Source organism: Paraburkholderia strydomiana (assembly GCF_046030495.1).
Lineage (GTDB): Bacteria > Pseudomonadota > Gammaproteobacteria > Burkholderiales > Burkholderiaceae > Paraburkholderia > Paraburkholderia strydomiana_A.
Genome location: NZ_JAQQCJ010000009.1, coordinates 141,587 through 164,313, shown reverse-complemented (window position 1 = coordinate 164,313; position 22,727 = coordinate 141,587). Strand labels below are relative to the sequence as shown.

At 62.1% G+C, this 22,727-nt stretch carries 15 protein-coding genes; 8 read left to right on the top strand and 7 right to left on the bottom strand.

Annotated features, from left to right (window positions below; all coding sequences use genetic code 11):
• Positions 1 to 96: 96 nt before the first annotated feature.
• On the bottom strand, positions 97 to 3,303 hold the full coding sequence (gene ppc, locus PQQ53_RS14435) for a phosphoenolpyruvate carboxylase (RefSeq protein ID WP_408324566.1): 3,207 nt from the start codon (positions 3,301 to 3,303) through the stop codon (positions 97 to 99).
• Between the two features lie 450 nt (positions 3,304 to 3,753).
• Between ppc and hemC the strand changes: the two genes are divergently transcribed.
• The 3 genes from hemC to PQQ53_RS14420 are packed head-to-tail and all read left to right on the top strand — an operon-like array spanning position 3,754 to position 7,972.
• Positions 3,754 to 4,761, top strand: a complete 1,008-nt coding sequence (gene hemC, locus PQQ53_RS14430; protein WP_408324564.1) for a hydroxymethylbilane synthase — start codon at positions 3,754 to 3,756, stop codon at positions 4,759 to 4,761.
• Complete coding sequence (gene hemDX / locus PQQ53_RS14425) at positions 4,761 to 6,779, top strand: fused uroporphyrinogen-III synthase HemD/membrane protein HemX (protein ID WP_408324563.1); 2,019 nt, start codon at positions 4,761 to 4,763, stop codon at positions 6,777 to 6,779. Before hemC ends, hemDX begins: the two co-directional genes overlap by 1 nt.
• Positions 6,780 to 6,781: 2 nt before the next feature.
• Positions 6,782 to 7,972, top strand: coding sequence for a heme biosynthesis protein HemY (locus PQQ53_RS14420; RefSeq protein ID WP_408141605.1), 1,191 nt, complete (start codon positions 6,782 to 6,784; stop codon positions 7,970 to 7,972).
• Positions 7,973 to 8,128: 156 nt separating this feature from the next.
• Here the strand turns inward: PQQ53_RS14420 and PQQ53_RS14415 are convergent, their stop codons facing one another.
• A complete protein-coding gene (locus PQQ53_RS14415; RefSeq protein WP_408141606.1) occupies positions 8,129 to 8,593 on the bottom strand; it encodes a hypothetical protein in 465 nt (154 codons plus the stop codon).
• A 607-nt stretch (positions 8,594 to 9,200) separates the two neighbouring features.
• Between PQQ53_RS14415 and PQQ53_RS14410 the strand changes: the two genes are divergently transcribed.
• The gene (locus PQQ53_RS14410; RefSeq protein WP_408324561.1) at positions 9,201 to 11,624 is read left to right on the top strand and encodes an SIR2 family protein; all 2,424 of its coding nucleotides are present in this window, start codon (positions 9,201 to 9,203) and stop codon (positions 11,622 to 11,624) included.
• Between the two features lie 226 nt (positions 11,625 to 11,850).
• On the opposite strand, the gene PQQ53_RS14405 is transcribed toward PQQ53_RS14410, so the two are convergent.
• From PQQ53_RS14405 to PQQ53_RS14395, 3 genes are all read right to left on the bottom strand, one after another.
• Positions 11,851 to 13,167 (bottom strand): MFS transporter, encoded by a 1,317-nt coding sequence (locus tag PQQ53_RS14405; protein ID WP_408324560.1) that lies wholly within the window; start codon positions 13,165 to 13,167, stop codon positions 11,851 to 11,853.
• 195 nt (positions 13,168 to 13,362) lie between these two features.
• Complete coding sequence (locus PQQ53_RS14400; protein ID WP_408141610.1) at positions 13,363 to 14,121, bottom strand: SDR family oxidoreductase; 759 nt, start codon at positions 14,119 to 14,121, stop codon at positions 13,363 to 13,365.
• Between the two features lie 65 nt (positions 14,122 to 14,186).
• Positions 14,187 to 15,626 carry an aldehyde dehydrogenase family protein gene (locus tag PQQ53_RS14395; RefSeq protein WP_408141611.1) on the bottom strand — a complete coding sequence of 480 codons (1,440 nt, stop codon included), beginning with the start codon at positions 15,624 to 15,626 and terminating at the stop codon, positions 14,187 to 14,189.
• 318 nt (positions 15,627 to 15,944) lie between these two features.
• On the opposite strand from PQQ53_RS14395, the gene ppa reads away from it, so the two are divergent.
• Complete coding sequence (ppa, locus tag PQQ53_RS14390) at positions 15,945 to 16,472, top strand: inorganic diphosphatase (protein ID WP_408141612.1); 528 nt, start codon at positions 15,945 to 15,947, stop codon at positions 16,470 to 16,472.
• Positions 16,473 to 16,774: 302 nt separating this feature from the next.
• Positions 16,775 to 18,871 carry an FUSC family protein gene (locus PQQ53_RS14385; protein WP_408324558.1) on the top strand — a complete coding sequence of 699 codons (2,097 nt, stop codon included), beginning with the start codon at positions 16,775 to 16,777 and terminating at the stop codon, positions 18,869 to 18,871.
• Between the two features lie 16 nt (positions 18,872 to 18,887).
• Here PQQ53_RS14385 and PQQ53_RS14380 read toward each other — a convergent pair whose 3' ends face one another.
• Both PQQ53_RS14380 and PQQ53_RS14375 read right to left on the bottom strand, forming a co-directional pair.
• Complete coding sequence (locus PQQ53_RS14380) at positions 18,888 to 19,214, bottom strand: GIY-YIG nuclease family protein (RefSeq protein ID WP_408141614.1); 327 nt, start codon at positions 19,212 to 19,214, stop codon at positions 18,888 to 18,890.
• Positions 19,215 to 19,223: 9 nt separating this feature from the next.
• Positions 19,224 to 20,393 carry a GNAT family N-acetyltransferase gene (locus PQQ53_RS14375; protein ID WP_408324557.1) on the bottom strand — a complete coding sequence of 390 codons (1,170 nt, stop codon included), beginning with the start codon at positions 20,391 to 20,393 and terminating at the stop codon, positions 19,224 to 19,226.
• Between the two features lie 132 nt (positions 20,394 to 20,525).
• On the opposite strand from PQQ53_RS14375, the gene PQQ53_RS14370 reads away from it, so the two are divergent.
• A complete protein-coding gene (locus tag PQQ53_RS14370) occupies positions 20,526 to 22,214 on the top strand; it encodes an NAD+ synthase (protein WP_408141616.1) in 1,689 nt (562 codons plus the stop codon).
• Between the two features lie 136 nt (positions 22,215 to 22,350).
• The gene (gene glnK, locus PQQ53_RS14365; protein ID WP_006048444.1) at positions 22,351 to 22,689 is read left to right on the top strand and encodes a P-II family nitrogen regulator; all 339 of its coding nucleotides are present in this window, start codon (positions 22,351 to 22,353) and stop codon (positions 22,687 to 22,689) included.
• Positions 22,690 to 22,727 lie beyond the last annotated feature (38 nt).

Here is a 22,727-nt window from a genome sequence, read left to right as displayed (position 1 = left end):
GCGGGATGCCGACAAACCGACATCCCGCCGCAGCGAACCACCTTGAACCTACGCGGCGCCCAACCAGGCACGCCGCGTACATGGCACTGCGCGGACTCAACCCGTATTGCGCAACCCCGCCGCAATCCCGTTGATGCTCAAATGAATCCCGCGCCGTACGCGTGCATTGGTATCGCCCCCGCGATGCCGCTTGAGCAGTTCCACCTGCAAGTGATTCAACGGATCGAGATACGGGAAACGGTTCTTGATCGACCGCGCGAGCAGCGGATTTTCCGCGAGCCGCTCGCTCTTGCCGGTGATCTCCGACAACACCTTCGACGTGCGCTCCCATTCCGCGACGATCCGCTCGAACACATGCTTGCGCAGCTTCTTGTCCGACACGAGCGCCGCATAGCGCGACGCAACCGCGAGGTCGGTCTTGGCAAGCACCATATCCATGTTCGACAGCAGGTTCGAAAAGAACGGCCACGTCTTGTGCATTTTCTTCAGGAGCGCGAGGCGGCGCGCGCGTTCGGCATCGCTCGGCGCGCTGTCGAGATGCGCGGCCACCGCGCTGCCGAAACCGTACCAGCCGGTCAGCAGCAAACGGCACTGCCCCCACGAGAAGCCCCAGGGAATCGCGCGCAGATCTTCGATCTTGCGTTGCTTCGGGTCCTGCAACTTGCGTGAAGCGGGCCGGCTGCCGATGTTCAGCTCGGCGATCTCCGCGATCGGCGTCGACTCGAAGAAATACTCCTTGAAGCCGGGCGTTTCGTAGACCAGCGCGCGATACGAAGCCATTGCCGCGTCGGACAGCTGCTGCATCGTCTCTTCGAACACGGGCAGTTGCTCGGGCGCATTGCCGTGCGGCAGCAGCGACGCTTCGAGTGTCGCGGCCACCACCGTTTCCAGATTGCGCCGGCCGATGTCCGGATTGCCGAACTTGCTCGCGATCACTTCGCCTTGCTCAGTCAAGCGGATCTGGCCGTCGACGGTGCCCGGCGGCTGCGACAGAATCGCCTGATAGGTCGGGCCGCCGCCACGGCCGACGGTGCCCCCGCGTCCATGGAACAGACGCAGCGTCACACCGCGCTCGTTGAACAGCGACACCAGCGCGAGTTCGGCGCGATACAGCTCCCAGTTCGACGTGAGGAAGCCGCCGTCCTTGTTGCTGTCCGAGTAGCCGAGCATCACTTCCTGCTCGTTGCCCTGATGTTCGATCAGCGCGTCGACGCCCGGCAGCGCGATCAGATCGCGCATGATGTGCGGCGCGTTGCGCAAGTCGGGGATCGTCTCGAACAGCGGGATCACCATCAGGCCAGCGTGAGCCGGATCGTTCACGTCGCCCAGACGCCCGCGCAGCAGACCGGTTTCCTTCTGCAGCAGCATCACTTCGACCAGATCGCTGACGGTCTCCGTGTGGGAAATGATGTAGTTGCGCACCGCGCGCGCACCGAACTTCTCACGCGTGACGCGTGCTTCTTCGAGCACGCCGAGTTCGCTCTTCACGAGGTCCGAGTACTCCGCGTACGGCAGACGCAGCGGACGCGGCTGCGCGAGTTCGGCGAGCAGAACCTTGAGCTTGTCTTCTTCGGAGAGCGCCGCGTAGTCGTCCTCGACGCCCGCGCGCTTGAGCAGTTCCGCGATCACCGCTTCGTGGATGTCCGAGCTTTGCCGCAAGTCGATGCTCGCGAGATGGAAGCCGAACACTTCGGCGGCGCGTGCGAGCGGCGACAGACGCGGTGTGGCGAGCGGCGCGCCATGATGCTCGGCGAGCGAGTCGATCAGCACGTGCAGGTCGCGCACGAACTCGGACGAGTCGTCGTACGGCTTCGCGCGGATGGGGGCCGCGCCGCGGCCCGCGCTGCGCACGGGCACGCTGCCTTCGCCCAGACGCACGCGCGCGCTCGCCGCGAGCCGCGTGTACATGCCGATCAGCGCGCGCCGGTACGGCTCGTCGGTGCGATGCGGCGACTGGTCGGGCGAGGTGGCCGCGAGTTCCTTCAACGCATCGCTCGCGCCGGCCAGCATGTTCGACACCGACAACTCCGCGCCGAGCTTGTGCACCTGCTCCATGTAGTGCTCGAAGATCACCGCGGCCTGGCGCGTGATCGCGTTTTCCAGGGTCTCGGCGGTGACGTTCGGATTGCCGTCGCGGTCGCCGCCGATCCAGCTGCCCATCTGGAAGAACGGCGGCAGGCGCGCTTCGAGACCGTGTTCCTTGAGCGATTCCTCGATGTCGGCGTAGAGCGCCGGGATTTCTTCGAGGAAGGTCGAGCGGTAGAACGACAGCGCGTTTTCGATTTCATCGGCCACAGTCAGGCGCGAGTCGCGCAGCATCCGCGTTTGCCAGAGCGACGTGACGCGCGCGCGCAGCATCGCTTCGTTGTGCGCGCGTTCGCGGCTGGTCAACTGCAGGTCGCGTTCGGCGAGCAGCCGCGCGACGTCGTGCTGCGCGTCGAGAATGCTCTTGCGCTGGACTTCGGTCGGGTGAGCGGTCAGCACGGGGACGATCAGCGCGTCGTTGAAGAACTGCTGCAGCACGGGCGTGGCGGCCGCGCCCGCTTCGACGAGGCGTTCGAGCGCATGAGCGATCGTGCCCGGCTGCGAGGTCGAGCCGGCCAGCGCGTGAATCCGGTGACGGCGGTTGCGGTGGCGGTCTTCGGCGATGTTCGCGAGATGCGAGAAGTAGCTGAACGCGCGCACCACGCTGACGGTTTGCTCCGGGCTCAGCGAGCGCAGCTTTTTCTCGAGCGTCTGCGCGGCGGCGCTGTCGTCCTCACGGCGAAAACGCACGGCGGTCTGACGGATCGTTTCGACGACGTCGAACACCTCGTCGCCTTCCTGCTCGCGCAGCACGTCGCCGAGCAGGCGACCGAGGTAACGGATGTCCTGAAACAGCGGATGGTCCTTGTTCTCACGCGTGCGGCCATTGCTTTTCGGCGTGGCGATCGGTGTGTCGGCCGATACGGCTTGCAATGCCGGGGCGCTAGCGGGTTCCGCGACGGCGCTAGTCGCCACTGCTTTGACCTTCGCGGACGAGGCGGCCTTGGCCGGCTTGTCCGCTTTGTCTGCTTTATTCGCCTTGACGGTCTTCAGCGCTTTGTTCGCCTTGACCGGCGTGGAGGTCTTCGCGGCCTTGGGGGCTTTGGCGGCCAACGCCGTTTTGCCGGCGCGTTGGCCGGCTGTCGACGCGGCCTGGGCTGCGTTGCCGATCTCGGCAGCGGTGGCGGCGGAATTCGTGGGCGCAGCGGCGTCGGCCGCGCGTGCGTTGGGCGATGCAGTGTTGCGGCGGGCAGGGCGCGCCGATCCGGAAGACGTCACGATGGGTTTCCTCAGGGAAGCCAGGGTCTGTTAAGTGATGAACTGCTACTGCGGAACTGCACTTGGAACTGCAACGTGAACTGCACGAAACGGTCTGGACCGATGGCACTACGCCGGAGAGGGGGGCCGCGCGTTCGCACGAACTGCACGAACCACGCGAGGCGCACTTGCTGAGTACACCCCACGCTACGCGCCACGCGCGAAGACATGTACGCATGCAGGCGACGCAGGTTGCGCCGCATTGCATCATCCCGCATGCCGGGACACGGTGCGCGAACGACCGTGCGTGAACATGAGCGGGATGGGGCAGGCGCGCGCCGCGCGAAGCCCGTCTCCTCCATCGATACCGCGCCGGCACGGCGCTCCGCTGTGTCTTGAGAGGCAAGGAAGACACCAGGGCGCGTGCTAACATTGATTGTTATTACATCCCGTCATTCGATCAGCAAGCTAATGAACACCGAGACGTTTTCCACGCCACCCCACACGCTTGTGATTGCGTCGAGAGAAAGCCGCCTGGCCATGTGGCAAGCGGAGCATGTGCGATGTGCGCTGCACAAATTATATCCATCTTGTGACGTAAAAATCCTCGGAATGACGACACGTGGCGATCAAATTCTCGATCGCACCTTGTCGAAAGTCGGTGGTAAGGGCTTGTTCGTCAAGGAACTCGAAGCCGCATTGGCCGATGGCCGCGCCGATCTTGCCGTGCACTCGCTCAAAGACGTGCCGATGGAGTTGCCCGAGGGCTTTGCGCTGTCCACCATCATGGAGCGTGAAGATCCGCGCGATGCGCTGGTGTCCAACGAATACGACTCGCTGGCCGCGTTACCCGCTGGTGCCGTGGTCGGCACCTCCAGCTTGCGCCGCGAGGCGATGCTGCGCATGCGTTATCCGCATCTCGAAGTGCGGCCTCTGCGCGGCAACCTGGACACGCGTCTGTCGAAACTCGATCGCGGCGATTACGCGGCGATCATTCTTGCCGCCGCTGGTTTGAAGCGCCTAGGTCTGGGAGAGCGCATCCGTGCGCTGCTCGATCCGGAGGACAGCTTGCCCGCAGCGGGGCAGGGCGCGCTCGGCATCGAGATTCGCGCCGATCGCGCGGACATGGCCGCGTGGCTCGCGCCGTTGCATCACGAACACACGGCGGCGGCTGTCGAAGCGGAGCGCATGGTGTCGCGCGCGCTCGGCGGCAGTTGTGAAGTGCCGCTCGCCGCGTATGCAAGCTGGCATGACGGCGCGCTGCATCTGCGCGGTATCGTCGCTACGCCGGATGGTCAGCGCGTGTTGAGTGCGCAGGCCTCGGCGCCCGCGCCTACCGTCGAACGTGCGCTTGCGCTTGGGCAGGAAGTGGCGAGCGCGCTCGAACAGCAAGGCGCGATGGACATTGTGCGCGCGCTCAGCACCGCCAGCGGTCCCGCCGCCGCATCATGCGACGACAGCGCGGCGACCGGCGCGTGATGGCAGCCGACATCCCAGGCAACGCTACTTCCTCCGCCGACAAGGCGGCGTTCACGGTCGTGATTACGCGACCGGCCGGTCAGTCGAGTGAACTGATCAAGGAACTCGCCGCCGCCGGTGTCGCCTCGCTCGACTTCCCGCTGATCGACATCGCGCCCGTCACCGACGACGCCCCGTTGCGCGCGGCGCTCGCTTCGCTCGAACGCTATGCGCTGGTCGTGTTCGTCTCGCCGAACGCCGTCGATCACGCGTTCGCGCGCCGCGACGGCATCTGGCCGCATGCGTTGCCGGTCGGCGTGGTCGGTCCGGGCAGCGTGCAGGCACTGGCACGCCACGGCGTCGCGGCCCCGGCGCATCAAGTGATCAGCCCCGCCTCCGTCAACGACGACGAATCGACGAGCTTCGACTCCGAAGGCCTCTATGCCGCGATCGAGACATCGCTAGGCGCGACGAGTCTTGAAGGCAAGCGCGTGCTGATCGTACGCGGCGACGGCGGCCGCGAATGGCTCGCCGACCGCCTGCGCGAAGCGGGCGCCGAAGTCGAAGCGGTCGCTGCCTACCGCCGCATCGTGCCGGAACCATCGATCGGCGGCTGGGCGCGCGTGCACGCGTTGCTCGCGGGCGCGCCGCATGCGTGGCTGCTGACCAGTTCCGAAGGCGTGCGCAACCTGCACGAACTCGCGCAGGAGCACCTGACCGCTGACGAAATCGTGCAACTCAAACGCGCGCCGCTCGTCACGCCGCATCCCCGTATCTCGAAAACCGCGCGGGCATTGGGTTTTGATAGGATTACGGTGTCCGGTGCGGGCGACGAGCGCATTGTCCGCGCGCTGCTTGCCGCCGTTCCGCCCGTAGTTCAACCGGTACCGTCCAACCCGGCTCAATCACCGGCTAAATCACGCATGACTGAAACGAACGAATCCAAGAACGCTTCTCCCCAGCCGGCCGCGAGCACCCCGTTGCCGCCGAACCAACCCTTCACGCCCTACGAAGCGCAAAAGCGCCGCAACGCGAGCATGCCGCTGTTGTGGTTCGTGGTGGTGATCATCGCTTGCGCGGTGGGCGTGGCGGGCTTTGCGCTGAACCGCAAGCTGGAGCGCACCGAGCAGCAACTCGCGCAACGCCAGCAAGCCAACGACACCCAGGCGAACGAACTGCGCATCAAGGTCGAGCAGGCGCTCGCCACCGTGCATCAGGCGGATGCGCAGGTCGCGCAGGTGACCGGCAAGCTGGCCGATACGCAAGCCGCGCAGCAGGCGCTGGAACAGCAATACACGGACCTCGCGCGCAATCGCGACGACTGGACGCTCGCCGAAGTCGCGCAGATGCTGTCGGCCGCGAGCCAGCAATTGCGGCTCACCGGCAACACGCAGCTCGCGCTGTTCGCGCTGCAAAGCGCGGACACGCGCCTCGCCGCGTCGGACAGCACGCAGGTGGCCGCCGTGCGCAAAGCCATCGCGCTGGACATCGACAAGCTGAAGGCCGCGCCTTCCACCGACCTCACCGGTCTCGCGATCAAGCTCGACAACGCGATCGACCACATCGACGACCTGCCGCTCTCCGGCGAAGCGCCGATCCCGCACGCCACACCGCGTGCGGCCACGTGGGCCGACACCGAGAAGGTGGCCGCGGCCACCGGCAAGCCGCGCTGGGAAGTGTGGTTGAAGGAAGTGACCACCGGCATCGGCGACCAGTTGACGAGCCTCGTGCAGGTGCGCCGTATCGATAACGCCGACGCGATGCTGACCACGCCCGACCAAGGCTACTTCGTGCGTGAGAATCTCAAGCTGCGCTTGCTGTCCGCGCGACTCGCGCTGCTCTCGCGCAACCAGACCACGCTGAAGTCCGACCTGCTGGCGGCGCAAAACGCGCTGACGCGCTACTTCGACAGTTCGTCGAAGCAAACGCAGACCGTGCTCGATCTGGTCAAGCAGGTGGATGCGGGTTCGGCCGCGGTCGAATTGCCGAATCTGGACACGAGCCTGCAAGCCGTCAATCAATACCGGAGCCGAGGTTAATCATGGCGATCCGGGGACTTCTATGGCTGGCGTTTCTGTTCGCCATCGCGGTGGTGCTGGCGGTGGCGGGGCGCTTCGACACCGGGCAGGTGCTGCTGATCTATCCGCCGTACCGCGTGGACATTTCGTTGAATCTGTTCGTGGTCGGGCTGGTGGTGCTGTTCATCCTGCTGTATGCGCTGTTGCGCATCATCCGCAATGTCTGGCGCATGCCGCAGCGTGTGGCCGCGTACCGTGCACGCTCGCGTGTCGCGAAGGCGCACGCCGCGCTGCGTGACGCGATCGGCAACCTGTACGCGGGACGTTTTTCGCGCGCCGAAAAAGCCGCGAAGGATGCGCTCGCGAACGGCGACAACAAGGGCGCGGCCGGTTTGATCGCGGCCACCGCCGCGCATCGGATGCATGAATATGCGCGGCGCGACGAATGGCTCGCGAAGATCGACGAAGCCGACTGGCAGGACGCGCGCCTGATGGCCACCGCCGACATGCGCGCCGACGGCCGCGACGCGGACGGCGCGTTGACCGCGCTGACCGAAATGCAGTCGCAGGGCGGGCGGCGCATTCACGCGCAGCAGATCATGTTGCGCGCGCAGCAGCAATTGAAGAACTGGGGCGAAGTGCTCAAGCTCGTCAAGACGCTGGAAAAGCGCGAGGCGATTCATCCGGCGGTGGCGGTGCGTCTGCGTCAACTGGCGGCGGAGAACCTGTTGCGCGACCGGCGTCATAACGCGGATGCGTTGCTGGAGTTGTGGAATTCGCTGTCGGCGACCGAGCGTCATTCGCCGCGTCTTGCCGATCTCGCGGCTGAATTGCTGGTGGCGCTGAATCGGCCGCAGGAAGCGCGCAAGATCGTCGAGGAAGCGCTGGCGCAGAATTGGGATGCGCGGTTGTTGCGGCGTTATCCGGATACGACGGCGGGGGATGCGTTGCCGCTGATTCAGAAGGCTGAGGGGTGGCAGAAAGATCGGCCGGAAGATGCGGATTTGATGTTTGCGTTGGGGCGGTTGTGCCTGCATCAGCAGTTGTGGGGGAAGGCGCAGTCGTTCCTTGAGCGGGCGTTGAAGCTGGCGGATAACGAGACGCTGAGGATTCGCTCGCATCGTGCGTTGGCCAGGTTGCATGAGCAGCTTGGGGATAGCGATAAGGCTAGTCAGCATTATCGGGAGAGTGCGTTGGCGATGAATATTGTGTGAGGGCTGGGTGGCGGTGGTGGTGGTGGTGCGTGCGGTTGTGATTTCTGGCGCACTGGTTTAAGCCTCTCGGAGCGCTAGTCGATGGCCGCAGCTTTTGCTGCGGCCATTTGTTTTTATGCTGGCGGTTGGCTGTTGTGGGGTGCCTGAATTGATCGCTTAGTGCGGGGCAGGGGACGGTTGCTGCGCGGCGGTCGAGGTCAACGTGAGCGCGCTTTTCGCGGATGGCTTTTTGCGGGGCGACGCGTTGGCTTCTTCGATGGGCGCTTTTGCTCTCTGCGATGCTTCAGCCAGCAAGTCCGTCGCATGCTGCGCGGTGAGGCGGCTGCGCGGGATGCCCTTCGCGTCGAGTGCAATCACCTGGAACAACTCGCGGTCGCATTCGAGTTCCTGCTGATACTGCTCGGTTGTGTCCAGTAGCAATTCGAGCAGCGTTTGGCGGCGCTTTCTTTCGTCGCGCGTAATCGCAGGATTTCTAACTATCGAGGACGCGAGTGTGATCAAGGTGTCCAGTTGACCCACCTGCCGGTCGCATAAATCGAACGCGGAAAGGGCAAGCTTTTCGTACTGGAGTGCGTCGACTGGTGGACGCGAAGCCGGTTGATTTTTGACGGACCTGGGCATGGTGGGATCTCCCTGTTGGTTCTTGGGGTCGCCCGGACACTTGCCTTTTGGGGAGGGGTGAGCGGGCACGTGATGAGGTTGACAGACCGGCGTTCCAACATTCCGGCGAGCCTTGCGGCTCCCTCACCACAGCCCGCCCATAGAAATATAGACGTGCAGCGATAGACGCACGACCCGCCTGGGCGGGTGTGCGGTTGGAACGTCAGGCTGTCAAACCTGGTCGCTGGGTGTTTCCCGACGACTTGGTAATTATAAGGGAGGGGCTATCTCGCATTTAGACTTGTTGGCTAAAGCGCAAGGATTAGGCCTATCGGCTAAGGGCGAGCAGGGCGTGAGGGGCGCCTTGCCGAGCTAACACGCCAGTCGGGGCGCTTTACTGTTGTGATGTTCAATGTTCGATCCTATAGCGTCTCGCGAGCGGGCCCTCTCCAAAGGTGCAGAGAACTAACGCGGGCCCTGAGCAACCCTTCGAGTTAAGCCCAAACTGGCGCACGGAGTGCCGCCAGTTTCCCTAGCGGAGGGTGCGCCCGAGGTTCTTTCGCACACTTCGACCAAGCCAACTTTGAATCGATTAAGATCGCGTAAACAACACCGAAGGTTAGAAAAAATGGCCACGACTTGGGGGTTTTCAGTTAGAAGCTTCGACGATACGGTAACGCAAGACTTCCTCCGCGGAATTCTGCGCACGGAGCAATGCGTACCATTCATCGGAACTGGGTTTACTGCCGGTGAGAAAACCCGAGGCGCGACGGTGCCGTTCGGGGCGCAATGGATGGAAACGATGCGCAAGCAGATCCTCGCCGCTGAGACGCAAGACAAACCTGATCAAGAAGAGATTGGAGAATATTCTTTTCAGGAATTATCCGACGCCTACTTCAGAAAGGAAATTATCCCGCTCGAAGTAATAAAAGAAACGCTGAACAAGTATTTCACGAAGACTGACATTCTCGATCCTGCGAAAAAAGAGTTTCTCAGTATTCCGTGGCCTTACCTTTACACGCTGAATATCGATGACGGACTTGAGCGAGCCATTGACGGCGTTAAAGTCTTGCCAAATGTTGCATTTTCACGCCACGAAACACGGCGGTTTGTGTATAAGTTGCACGGCGACGCCGACGACGCGTTAACAGCCCGTAATCGCGAAGATCTAAAGGTAATTTTTGGAAAAGCAGATTACATAAAAAGTTTAAAATTAAATCATCATCTTCTAAATGATCTGGCAACGGATTTTTCCGAGAAACACATTCTATTTATTGGATGCAGTCTCACGGATGAGATTGATATCGCATTTTCTCTGCTCGATGGAGGTCAGGCGGGTGTGCAAGGGAAAAACGCTCGCCTTTACATCACGTCAAAGCCGCCCTCTACCTTTAAAGAAAAGACGAAGCTTCAGGATTACGGAATAACTGACGTTATAGTTTGTGACTATAGTATGTTTTATAGCTTCGCGGCCAATGTCATAAGCTCAGCAAAAAACGGACATTCGGTTTCAGACAAATTCATATTCGAAGGGAAGGCCATTTCCCGTTCTAATCAGACATTGATGCGTTATCTGGTCCAGCAGGGGTGGAAGCATTCGGATGATCCATACGGCGTTTCGATACGAAGATTCGCAGAGAAATCTATTAAAGAGAAGTTGGAAAATAGCCCTCTTGTGGTTGTCTGGGGACGACGGTTTTCCGGTAAAACGACATTGCTGTATCGCGCTTTGCATGAAAATGCGACGAGAAGGCGATTTTTTCTATCGTCGTCGGTTTCCGTCGACGACCAGCTGATGAATTCGATTTTGCGCTTACGTGATGCGATTGTCGGAATCGATACCGATGCGGTCCGTTACGAACATCTCCGGCTACTACTTCGAAACGCTGATCGTCTAAGAGAAAACAATACAACGATTTTGGTTGCGGTCGCGAAAAGCGATCTCAACGCATTTGGACTCGATTTTGTAGATGAGGCGGTACAGTTGTCCGCACAATTCTATAGAAATGAGGCGAATGATATTGATAAATTGACCAGCCCGCTGGGATTCCAGCGTTGGAAAATGAAGGATCGAATTCTCGACAATATTTTCGCGATTTCAGCCTCACCAGTCCTTGAGACAATCTTGAAGGGTGAGTCTAGCCTGCGTAGCAGAGTGAATGAGAGTTGCGCAGCATGGAAGGAAAACAAAAAAAGCCGACTTGAATTTGCCATTTTATTTTACTTGGCAATCCGGCAAAGAATCTTCTCGAAAACTTACCGCGCCATCGCGAAAGATTACGGTTTGGATTATATTGCAGATTCTCATCTTGAAGAATTTGCGAAACAATGGGCGCCTTTTTTGGAATTCGAGGAGACGGATGCAGTGTCTCGGCGTGAGGAGAATTCACATTGGGTATTAATTTGCAATTCATATGCGTGGGTGCAATATGCAATTCGTAATATTTCAGAATCTGTAGGTATTGAAGAGTCTGCGTCGACTATTGTTGCTTTATTTTCGAGCGCGAGAAAGGTCGACAGCGAGGCCTTTCAGCTGATTTTGTTCGATAACTTAAATTCAATTTATGAGCAAAATGTTGCACATAAGGCAGACTGGCGAAACAAAGTAATTAAATTGGTTTATGAGAAGCTTGCCTCTGTGATTTCGCAGGAGCCCGACTATTGGTTGCAGCGAGCCAAAAGTGTCTATTATATTTCGAATGATGAAATTGAATTGCGTGCTGCAGTTGAGTTTTGTGAGAAAGGCATAATAGAGCGCGATCGAAAGGCGTCGATTAATGCGAATCTGACGAAAGCAAATTTGCTAGGCAAGCTTTGCCAAATAACAAATTTTTCTAACGACGAGGATTTGACGAAAGCGATAATTACATACGCCGACGCTCTCGCATCTCGTAACGAAAATCCTCGTTATATTGACGGCTTGCTGAAAAGAAATCGATATGGCAAGGGCTACATACGAGGGGTTTGTGCGGCAGCTCAAGGCCGCATGGCGCTTTTGCCGATACGACACGACTTGAATTTCGTCGAGGCGTATCTTTCGAATGGCGGATAATTAGGGTTGTCGGAGCGCTGATCGTTGTAGTGGATCGGGCATGTACAATCCAGCGACTGAAATTGACCTCGTTAAAACGAGGTCAATTTATAGGCAAGTAGTTCAACGAGCGTTTCGCTTTGGAATAGCAATGCCGCCCTTCTAAGCGGCCATATTCAACGCAGCACTTGCGACGGAAATCCCTGCGGAACCGCGCGAAAAGAACCCACGAGATCGTTCCACCCCCTCACTTATTAACCATCCGAGCCGGCACACTAATCGCAAGCAACCCCCCAAGAACCATAAACGCCGCCAACATATACATCCCCGAATCATTAGCCTGAGTAGCCTGCTTCAACCACCCCACCGCATAAGGACTAAGAAACCCGGCGAGGTTGCCGATCGAATTAATCATCGCAATCCCAGCCGCCGCTCCGGTCCCCGCGAGAATCGCCGTAGGCAAACTCCAGAACAGCGGCAGGGTAGTGAGAATGCCCATCGTAGCCAGAGTAAGCGACGCCATCGCCAGCACGGTGTTATGCGCCCAAACAACAGAAAGCACCAACCCCACCGCCCCCGCAAACGCCGGCAATGCAATATGCCACCGCCGCTCCCTCTGCCGATCCGCGCTCCTTGCCACCAACACCATCGCCACCACCGCCGCCGCAAACGGAATCGCCGACAACAGCCCGATCATGAACGCATCAGTCACGCCGGTCGCCTTAATAATCGTCGGCAACCAGAAGCTCACCCCATACAAGCCCATCACGAACGAAAAGTACGTGAGGCTGAACATCAACACACGCCCATTCGTGAGCACCTGACGAATCGGCATGTCATGCTTGGTCGCTTCTTCCGCCGACACTTGCCGCTCGAGCAACTGCTGCTCTTCCTTCGTCAGCCACTTGGCCTTCGAGATGCGATCGTCCAGCATCACAAACACCATGACCCCGACGATCACCGACGGAATCCCTTCGAGCAGAAACAGCCACTGCCAGCCATGCCAGCCGTTCATGCCGTTAAAGGTCTTCAGGATATAACCCGACACCGGCCCGCCGATCACCCCCGACAGCGCGATCGCCGTCATGAACCAGGTGGTCATGCGCCCGCGCCGATGCGACGGATACCAGTAGGTGAGGTACAGGATGATCCCAGGAAAGAACCCCGCCTCGGCGAGCCCGAGCAGAAAGCGCATCACGTAGAACATGGTCGGCGTGGTGACGAACATCGTCAGCATCGAAATGATGCCCCACGACACCATGATCCGCGCAATCCACACGCGCGCGCCCACCTTGTGCAGGATCACGTTGCTCGGAATTTCGAAGATGAAATAGCCGAGGAAGAAAATCCCCGCGCCGAAGCCGTACACCGCATCGCTCAGGCCGAGGTCGCTCGTCATCTGCAACTTGGCGAAGCCGACGTTCACGCGGTCCAGATACGCGACCACGTAGCACAGCATCAGAAGCGGCGCGAGCCGCCAGGTGACCTTCCGGTAGGTGGCCTCTTCGAAGGTGGACGGCGCCCCTGCGCCGGGGTGCTGAAGCGGATTTGCGGGACTAGCCATGATGTCTCCTCTTTTCTTGTGGAATTGAAGTGCGGACAACTGGAACCGATTCTAGCCGCGCCCGGTGCTTTGCATGACGAATCAATACCGGGGGAAAACACTGACGCCCGCACAGCCGCGCGTGGGCGGGCTGCGCGGGTGGGCGCGGTTACCCGGTGTGGTCGTTGCGCCCGTTACGGCGAGCGAGCCGCGCCGTTATACGCAGCGCCCGCCGTCCACTTCGAGGCACACGCCCGTGATGAACTCCGCCTCATCCGACGCCAGATACAGCGCGGCATTGGCGATATCCTGCGGCGTCGAGAAGCGCCCAAGCGGAATGCCCGCCAGAAAACGCTGTCGATTTTGCGGCGTATCTTCGACGCCCATGAACTCGGAGAGCAGCGCCGTTTCACCCATCACCGGATTCACGCAATTTACGCGAATCCGGTCCGGGCCGAGTTCGACCGCAAGCGACTTGCTCGCGATGATCACCGCTCCCTTGCTGCTGTTGTACCAGACGAGCCCCGGACGCGGCCGCACGCCCGCCGTCGACGCGATGTTGATGAAGCAGCCGCCGCCTTGCTCGCGGAAATACGGCACGAACTCCTGCACGCTCCAGTAGATACTTTTGACGTTCACCGCGTAGACGCGGTCGAACTCGGCTTCGGTCACTTCGAGCACCGGCTTGTTGCGATGCGTGGTCCCCGCGTTGTTGACGACGATCTGCACGCTGCCGAAGTCTTCGAGCGCGGCCTCGCGCAGCTTGCTCCAGTCGTCCTGCTGCGCGACGTTGCCCGCCACCGCGATCGCCTTGCCGCCGGCCAGCGCGATTTCGCTCGCGACACGCTCGGCGGCCGCGCCGTTCAGATCGTTGACCACCACGTTCGCGCCTTCGCGCGCGTAGGTCTTCGCGATGCCTTCACCGAAACCCGAGCCGCCACCCGTGACGATGGCCGTTTTACCTGTCAACCGCATGATGTCTCCGTTGCTTGTTGTAGAGGGTGATTCTTGCCTGCGTGAATCGAAGCGGGATGCTCGCGTCAGCCGTGCCGGATCGCGATGGTCTTCAGCACGGTGAAGCCGTACAGCGCTTCGAAGCCTTTCTCGCGTCCGTGGCCCGAATGCCTGACGCCGCCGAACGGCAATTCGACGCCGCCGCCCGCGCCATAGTTGTTGATGAACACCTGGCCGGAGCGCACGCGTCGCGCGAGACGCATCTGGCGTGCGCCGTCGCGTGTCCAGATACCGGCGACCAGCCCGTATTGCGTGCCGTTGGCGAGCGCGAGCGCTTCGTCTTCGTCGGCGAAGGACATTGCGGCGAGCACCGGGCCGAACACTTCGTCGCGCGCGAGTCGGTGGCTTGCGGGCACGTCGCGCAGCAGCGTCGGCGCCTGATAGAAGCCGCTTTCCGGCGCCTCAGGAATCACTTCGCCATGCGCGGCCATCGCGATGCCGTCGTGCTGCGCATCGGAGAGGAAGTCCCACACGCGCTGCTGCTGTTTCGCGCTGATCAGCGGACCGCAGTCGAGATCGGCCTGCGAAGGGCCGACGCGCAGCGAGTTGAACGCGTTGCCGAGCCGGTCGAGCAAAGGCTCGTAAATCGCCCGGTCGATCAGCACGCGGCTGCCCGCCGAACAGGTTTGCCCGGCGTTCTGCACGATCGCCGAGACCAGCACGGGCAGCGCCGCGTCGAGATCGGCGTCGGCGAAGACGATTTGCGGGGACTTGCCGCCCAGTTCCAGCGTGACCGGCACGTGGTTTTCAGCGGCCATTTGCGTGACCAGCTTGCCGGTTTCCGGCGACCCGGTGAACGAAATGTGATCAATGCCTGGATGGCTCGCGAGCGCCGCGCCCGCTTCATGGCCATAGCCGGTGACGATGTTCAGCGCACCGGCGGGCAAGCCCGCCTCGGCGGCTAGTTCGGCGACGCGCAGCACGGAGAGGCACGCATCTTCGGCGGGTTTGACGACGCACGCATTGCCGGTGGCGAGCGCCGCGCCCACGCTGCGCCCGAAAATCTGCATCGGATAATTCCACGGCACGATGTGGCCGGTCACGCCGTGCGGCTCGCGGATCGTCAGTACCGTGTAGCCGTTCTGATAAGGCAGCGTTTCGCCGTGCAGCTTGTCGGCGGCGCCCGCGTAGAACTCGAAATAGCGGGCGAGGGCGGCGGAATCGGCGCGCGCCTGCTTGAGCGGCTTGCCGGTGTCACGGGCTTCGATCTGCGCCAGTTCTTCCTGACGAGCGGCCACCAGCATCGACAGCCGGTACAGCACGCGCCCGCGTTCGGCCGCGCTCGCCGCGCCCCACGCGCCTTCGAACGCGCGGCGCGCGGCGTGGACGGCGGTGTCGATATCGGCTGCGGTGCCGCGCGCCAAGCGCGTGAACGGCTGGCCGTCCGAGGGATCGAGCACGGCGATCGTGTCGCCGCCGGATGCGGCGGACCACTCGCCGCCGATAAAGTGTCGAGCTTCTTCCATGCATGCTCCTTGACGTTTCGCGCGAGCCGTGTCCGGCGACGCGGTGTTCACAAACGAGAGATACAAGCGAGGCACAAGCAATCGGGTGAGGCAAACGCGTGAGGCAAACGCGTGACGCGAGCGGGCGACGCAGAACGATTATCGCGCCGATCCCGGGCCAGGTGCCAACGGCCGAGCGGCTATAATGGCGCATTCCGCACTGTCCGGTGCGCAATGACGCTCGACGCAAGGTCCACACGAGATTCACGCAGGTCCTGCAAACTCGAGCCAGCGCGCCGCACGCCGTGTCCCGACTTCCATCCTGATCAGAGAGCGCTCATGAGCTTCAATCACGTCCCCGCAGGCAAAGACCTTCCGCACGATTTCAACGTCATCATCGAAATCCCGGCGCAAAGCGATCCGGTGAAGTACGAAGCCGACAAGGAAACGGGCCTGCTTCACGTCGACCGTTTCATCGGCACCGGCATGCGCTATCCGGCGAACTACGGTTACATCCCGCAAACGCTGTCGGGCGATGGCGACCCGGTCGACGTGCTCGTCATCACGCCGTTCCCGCTGCTGGCTGGGTCGGTCGTGCGCGCACGTGCGCTCGGCATGCTGCAGATGACCGACGAGTCGGGCGTGGACGCGAAGCTGGTCGCCGTCGCGCACGACAAGGTCTGCCCGATGACCGCCGACCTCAAGTCGATCGACGACGTCCCGGCTTACCTGAAAGACCAGATCAAGCACTTCTTCGAGCAATACAAGGCGCTGGAGAAGGGCAAGTGGGTGAAGGTCGAGGGTTGGGCGGGCATCGAAGCCGCGCATAAGGAAATCAGCGAAGGCGTCGCTAACTTCGGGAAGTAAGCGTGCTGGATGCCGGTTGATTGGCCGGCTGCTGTTCAAAAAAACCGCGCGAGTCCGCAAGGGCCGCGCGGTTTTTTCTTGCGCGTTGCCAAGCGTCGCTTGCCGGGCGACAGGCATGGGCCGCCACTCTGCGTAGGCTGTGGGCTGCGCGCATAGACGCAGCGCATCATGCGGATGAAGCGAAGGCATTTTTATATTTAGGTGTAAACCCTTATCATCGCCGCAAGCCATCGGCTGGATCAGCGCGCGACGTAGCGTGAACCGCAACACCCCAAGACGCGTTTTCAGGAACCACCGCCCGGATGATGAACCGCAAGCCCCACCCATCGACGTCGTCACGCTGGTCGAGCCGCCTGTATGCGCTCGTCACGACGATTTATCGCAAGCGGCCGGTCTGGATGGTGTCGTTCGCGACGAGCGAGGCCAGTCTGTCGGAAGGGCTGAGGGCGGCGTGCGCTTCCACGGCGATGCTCGCGGTGGGCAACCTGTTGCACGATCCGATTTTCGCGTGGGCCGCGATCGGCGCGTTCTGGACCTGTCTCGCCGATGCCGCCGGTTCCAACCGAGCGCGCTTTGCATCGATGATGGGCTTCGCGTTGCTCTCGACGTTGTGCGGCGGCCTCACCTCATTTGCCTCCGGCGCTGGGGCGGGCTTCGCGGCGCTCGCGGTGCTCGTGTTCACGACGCTCGGCGCGTTCGGCCGCATCTGGGGCGCGGCCACTTCACAGGTGACGATTCTCGCGGCCACCGCCTGCGTGGTGATGGTGGATCGGCCCATGCACGACGTGCGCGCCGGTCTCGCGTTTCTCGGCGTGTATCTGGTGGGCTGCCTGTTTGCCGTCGCGCTGAGTTTGAGCGTGTGGCGCATTCATCCGTTCGGCGCGAGCCGCTCGACGCTGCGCGCGGTGTATCTGCGGCTCGCCGACATCGCATTGGACAGCGCGCGTTTGCTGGAGCATCGCGCACCGCCGCGCGAATGGGCCACGCATGCCGCGAAATTCCGCGCCGATGCGCGCGCCGCGCTGGAGCGCTCACGCGAGGCGCTGGCGAAGGTGCCCGCGTCGCGCACGAACGGCCGGCAGGTCTACGACACGCTGCTCGGCTTGCTGACCGATGGCGAAGCGCTGTTCGCGTATCTGATCGCCGTGTCCGGCGCGAGCGAGAAAGTCCCCGACGATGCCTGGCGCGCGAAGCGCGCGACGCGCCTCCTGAGCGCGCTCGGCGAAGTACTGCGTGCGATCGCCGCCGCGACCAGCGACGCGCGTTGGGACCGGATCGCAGATTTGCAGCAGCGCTTGCGCCGTCTCGCGACGCGCCTCGAAAGTGCGTTGATGGAACCCGTGAAGCTGCAGTCCGATTTCGAGCTGGTCGATTTCGCGCCGCGCTATGCCCAGCCCGAATCGTGGAGCGACAGCGCGGCCCGTTTCGCGGCGCGCACGTGGGCGACGCTCAAGGCGAATCTGTCGAGCGAGTCGGTCGGCTTGCGGCACGCGGCGCGCGTCGGCGTGACAACCACGGCGGGCTTTCTGGTGATTCGCGCGCTCGGGCTGCCGTTCGGCTACTGGGCCACGATGGCGACGCTGCTGATCCTGCAACCGTCGATTTCCGCGACCTGGCCGCGCAGCATCGAGCGCGCGGCGGGCAGCATCGTCGGCGGGGTGCTGGCGGCGGGGATCGGCTACGTGATTCATTCGCCGCTCGGCATTTCGCTCGCGGTTTTCCCGCTGGTGATGGCGACGATGGCGCTACGGCCCGTCAGCTATAGCATCTTCGTACTGTTCCTCACGCCGACCTTCGTGCTCGTCGCCGACTTCGCGACGCCGGGCGCCAACGAATTTTCGTTCGCGCTCACGCGGCTCGGCAACAACGTGCTCGGCTGCGTGCTCGCGCTGCTCGCGACTTTCTATCTGTGGCCGACGCGCGAGAAGGCCGACTACCGTGCTTATCTGAGCGATGCGGTGCGTGCGAACGTGGCGTATCTGCGTGCCGCGCTGGAGTCGCCACATCGCAGCGCGAAGGACATGGAGCGTTTGCGCCGCGCGGCCGGTCTCGGCAGCAATAACGCCGAAGAAGCGATCGGACGGATTCGCCTCGAAAAACTCGAAGACTCGCTGGTCGATACGGTGACGCTGACGGTGCTCAGCCTGTTGCGCCGGATGGCCGGGACCGCGACGCAGTTGCGTCTGAGTACGAACCGGCGCGACCGGCACGATGGACTCGGCGAATGGGTTGCGCAGGTGAGCGCCGATATCGACGCGGCGTTAAACCGGACCTTGCGGCCGGTTCGGCATGAGCTTCCCGCGCGGGACACGTTGACGTCGCTGGAGGCCGATGCGGTGGGCGAGCTGGCGCGGATGCAGCGGTTGTTGACCGAGAGGATGCGGGAGGCGAGGGGGTAGTGGGGAGGCGGGTGAGTCACGCGGCGCCACGTTCCTCCTGATCCTCTTCAACGACAACCGGTTCGGGCTCGGCCGCCGGCACCACCGATTCAATCGTCCGCAACCCCGCCGCCAGCGCGCGCTTATCGACCGCCGACAAGCGCTTGACCCAATACTCCGCCCGCGACGCGCTCGACCGGTCCGCGAGTTCGAACGACGCCAGCACCCGCACCGGTTTGCGCGAGCGCGTATAACGTGCGCCCATGCCGCTCATGTGCTTGTCGAAACGCGCCTGCACATCGACGGCGATGCCGGTATAGACGCTGCCGTCCGAGCATTCGAGCAGATAAAGAAACCACGCCATAAACGCGCTTTACCCTTTGAACGGATTGTGTTCGCGCAGCTCGTCCACGTAGGCGTGGATGCTGTTCTTTTCGTTGTCGAGAAAATGGCCGACCGCATCGGCGAAGGCCGGATGCGCGAGCCAATGCGCGGAACGCGTCACCGTCGGCAGAAAACCGCGCGCCATCTTGTGCTCGCCTTGCGCGCCGCCTTCGAACGCGCCGAGCTTCTCCTCGATGCAGAATTCGAGCGGCTGGTAGTACGCGGTTTCGAAGTGCAGACAGGGCACATGTTCCAGCGCGCCCCAGTAGCGGCCATACAAGGTGCCGCCGGTTTTCTCATCGCGCTGATACACCACGAGCGAACTGGCAATCGGCTTGCCTTCGTATTCAGCGATGACGAGCAGCAGATTCTCCGGCATCGTCGCGCCGATCATGCGGAAGAAATCGAGGTTTAGATACGGACTCGAAAAGTGTTCACGGTACGTCTGCCGATAACACTTGCTGAAGAAACGCCAGTCCGCATCCTGCATGTCCTCGCCGCGAATCCGCCGCATCGTCACGCCGGCGTCGTGCACCTTGCGACGCTCGGCGCGAATGTTCTTGCGCTTCTTCTGTTCGAGCGTCGAGAGGAAATCGTCGAAGTCGCGATAGCCGTCGTTGAGCCAATGAAACTGCACGCCTTCACGCTGCATCATGCCCATGCCGGTGAGCGCGTTTGCTTCGGTTTCGGTGGGAAAGAGCACGTGCAGCGACGACACGTCGGCTTGCTCCGCGAACGCCATCAGCGTGGCTGCGAGATGCCGCAACGCGTGAGCATCCGTCGAAAGCAAGCGGTTGCCCTGCACCGGCGTGAACGGCACCGCGCACAGCAGCTTCGGGTAATACGGCAAGCCGTTGCGCTTATATGCATCGGCCCATGCCCAATCGAACACATATTCGCCGTAAGAGTGCCCCTTCAGATACACCGGCGCGGCCGCCGCGAGCTTGCCCGTGCGCGCGTCGGTGAGCGTGACGAATTGCGGCGCCCAGCCGGTATCGGCGACCGCGCATTGGGTCGCATGCAGCGCGCTCAGAAACTCGTGCCGCAGAAACGGCGTGGGTTGCGCCTGTTGCGCGAGGAGGGCATTCCATTCGGCGGCGTCCACCTCGGAGGGCGACGCCAGAATGCCCGTGCGATAATCGAAGCGTTCCTGGTTCAATCTGTGTGACTGTTCCCAATGAGCGGCGCGGTGTCGTGATGACCGCGTCGTTTGTTTATCCGATTTGTCCGTTCCGTCGAGCCAACCAGCCGCGGTACTCGCAAGCCACCCGGCTTGCCTGTCGATCCTGCCATGAAGACCCGAATCGCTCTTGCTCAAATCAATGTCACTGTCGGCGATTTCGCCGGCAACGTCGCGAAGATCGTAGCCGCCGCACGCGCGGCGCACAACGATGGTGCGAAGCTGCTGATCGCGCCTGAACTCGCGCTCTCCGGCTATCCGCCCGAAGATCTGCTGCTGCGTCCCGCGTTTTATACCGCGAGCGCGGCGGCGTTGGCCGACCTCGCTGTGCAACTCAAACCGTTCAGCGGCTTGCATGTGATCGTCGGTCATCCTTCACGCGACGCAGCGCACGGCCATGGTAATGCAAACGCGCCGATCGAGCGCGGCGTGCCGCCGGTCGATACGTTCAACGCGGCGTCGCTGATCGTCGATGGCGAAGTGAAGGGCACCTACCGCAAGCAGGATTTGCCCAACACCGAGGTGTTCGACGAGAAGCGCTACTTCGCCTCTGACCCGCAGCCGTTCGTGTTCGACCTCGACGGCGTGAAGTACGGCGTGGTGATCTGCGAAGACGCGTGGCATGCATCGGCCGCGCAAATGGCGAAGGCGGCAGGCGCGCAAGTGCTGCTGATTCCGAACGGCTCGCCGTATCACCTGAACAAGGAAGCGGTGCGCTTCGACATCCTACGTGCGCGGATTCGCGAAACCGGCCTGCCGATGGTCTACCTGAACATGGTCGGCGCGCAGGACGAGCTCGTGTTCGACGGCGGTTCGTTCGTGCTCGACGCGCAAGGCGGGTTGATCGCGAAGATGGCGCAGTTCGAGGAAGCGACCGCGATCGTCGAATTCGACAACGGTGTGCCGTTGCCGGGCGCGATCGCCGCGGAGCAGTCGCTGGAAGCGCAGGTGTATGCGGCGCTCGTGATGGGCGTGCGCGACTACATCAACAAGAACGGTTTCCCTGGCGCGTTGATCGGCCTGTCGGGCGGCGTGGATTCGGCGCTGGTGCTGGCCGTCGCATGCGACGCGCTCGGCGCGGACCGGGTGCGCGCGGTGATGATGCCGTCACGCTATACCGCCGACATCTCCACCACCGACGCCGCCGAGATGGCGCGCCGCGTCGGCGTGCGCTACGACGAAATCGCGATTGCCCCGATGTTCGACGCGTTCCGCGGTTCGCTCGCGCAGGAATTCGCGGGCCGCGCCGAAGACGCCACCGAAGAGAACATTCAGGCGCGCATTCGCGGCACCTTGCTGATGGCGCTGTCGAACAAGTTCGGCTCGATCGTGCTGACCACCGGCAACAAGAGCGAGATGGCGGTCGGTTACTGTACGTTGTACGGCGACATGGCGGGCGGCTTCGCGGTCATCAAGGATATTGCCAAGACGCTCGTGTACCGCTTGTGCCGTTATCGCAACGAAGCCACGACGTTCGAAAAGCGCGATGTGATTCCCGAACGGATTCTCACGCGCGCGCCGTCGGCGGAACTGCGCGAAAACCAGACCGATCAGGACAGCCTGCCCGAATACGAAGTGCTCGACGCGATCATGCGCATGTACATGGAAGAGGACCGCTCGCTCGGTGAAATCATCGCCGCGGGCTATGCCGCCGACGACGTGAAACGCGTCACGCGCCTGATCAAGATCAACGAGTACAAACGCCGTCAGGCGCCGATCGGCATTCGCGTCACGCATCGCGCGTTCGGCCGCGACTGGCGCTATCCGATCACCTCACGCTACACCGAGCCGGTGGAGTGAGACGCGGCGCAGCACTGCTGCCGCACTCGAAGCCAACCCGAAGCACGCGCCGGAATGCCGCAATGCATCCGGCGCGGCGTAGAATAAAAATCATCCATTTCCCTTTCACTCTTCCAGTCACGAGACGAGGTCCGCCATGAAGCGCATCACTGCAGTCATCAAACCGTTCAAACTCGACGAAGTGCGCGAGGCGCTCGCTGAAGTCGGCCTCACGGGGCTGACCGTGACCGAGGTCAAGGGCTTCGGCCGGCAGAAGGGCCATACCGAGCTCTATCGTGGTGCAGAGTACGTGGTCGACTTTCTGCCGAAGGTGAAGATCGAAGTGGTGGTCGCGGACAATCAGTGCGACCAGGTCATCGACGCAATCATCGGCGCGGCGCGCACCGGCAAGATCGGCGACGGCAAGATTTTCGTCGCGGACGTGGAGCGCGTGATCCGTATCCGCACCGGCGAAGAAAACGAAGCGGCGGTCTGAAGCAGGCGTTCGGCTTCGCAAAATCGCATATCGAAGCA

Coding starts and splice junctions, on each gene's coding strand:
- glnK (WP_006048444.1), top strand. CDS start 22,351: ATGAAGCGCATCACTGCAGTCATCAAACCGTTCAAACTCGACGAAGTG.
- PQQ53_RS14395 (WP_408141611.1), bottom strand. CDS start 15,626: ATGGAAGAAGCTCGACACTTTATCGGCGGCGAGTGGTCCGCCGCATCC.
- ppa (WP_408141612.1), top strand. CDS start 15,945: ATGAGCTTCAATCACGTCCCCGCAGGCAAAGACCTTCCGCACGATTTC.
- PQQ53_RS14410 (WP_408324561.1), top strand. CDS start 9,201: ATGGCCACGACTTGGGGGTTTTCAGTTAGAAGCTTCGACGATACGGTA.
- hemDX (WP_408324563.1), top strand. CDS start 4,761: ATGGCAGCCGACATCCCAGGCAACGCTACTTCCTCCGCCGACAAGGCG.
- PQQ53_RS14420 (WP_408141605.1), top strand. CDS start 6,782: ATGGCGATCCGGGGACTTCTATGGCTGGCGTTTCTGTTCGCCATCGCG.
- PQQ53_RS14385 (WP_408324558.1), top strand. CDS start 16,775: ATGATGAACCGCAAGCCCCACCCATCGACGTCGTCACGCTGGTCGAGC.
- PQQ53_RS14380 (WP_408141614.1), bottom strand. CDS start 19,214: ATGGCGTGGTTTCTTTATCTGCTCGAATGCTCGGACGGCAGCGTCTAT.
- hemC (WP_408324564.1), top strand. CDS start 3,754: ATGAACACCGAGACGTTTTCCACGCCACCCCACACGCTTGTGATTGCG.
- PQQ53_RS14370 (WP_408141616.1), top strand. CDS start 20,526: ATGAAGACCCGAATCGCTCTTGCTCAAATCAATGTCACTGTCGGCGAT.
- PQQ53_RS14405 (WP_408324560.1), bottom strand. CDS start 13,167: ATGGCTAGTCCCGCAAATCCGCTTCAGCACCCCGGCGCAGGGGCGCCG.
- PQQ53_RS14400 (WP_408141610.1), bottom strand. CDS start 14,121: ATGCGGTTGACAGGTAAAACGGCCATCGTCACGGGTGGCGGCTCGGGT.
- PQQ53_RS14415 (WP_408141606.1), bottom strand. CDS start 8,593: ATGCCCAGGTCCGTCAAAAATCAACCGGCTTCGCGTCCACCAGTCGAC.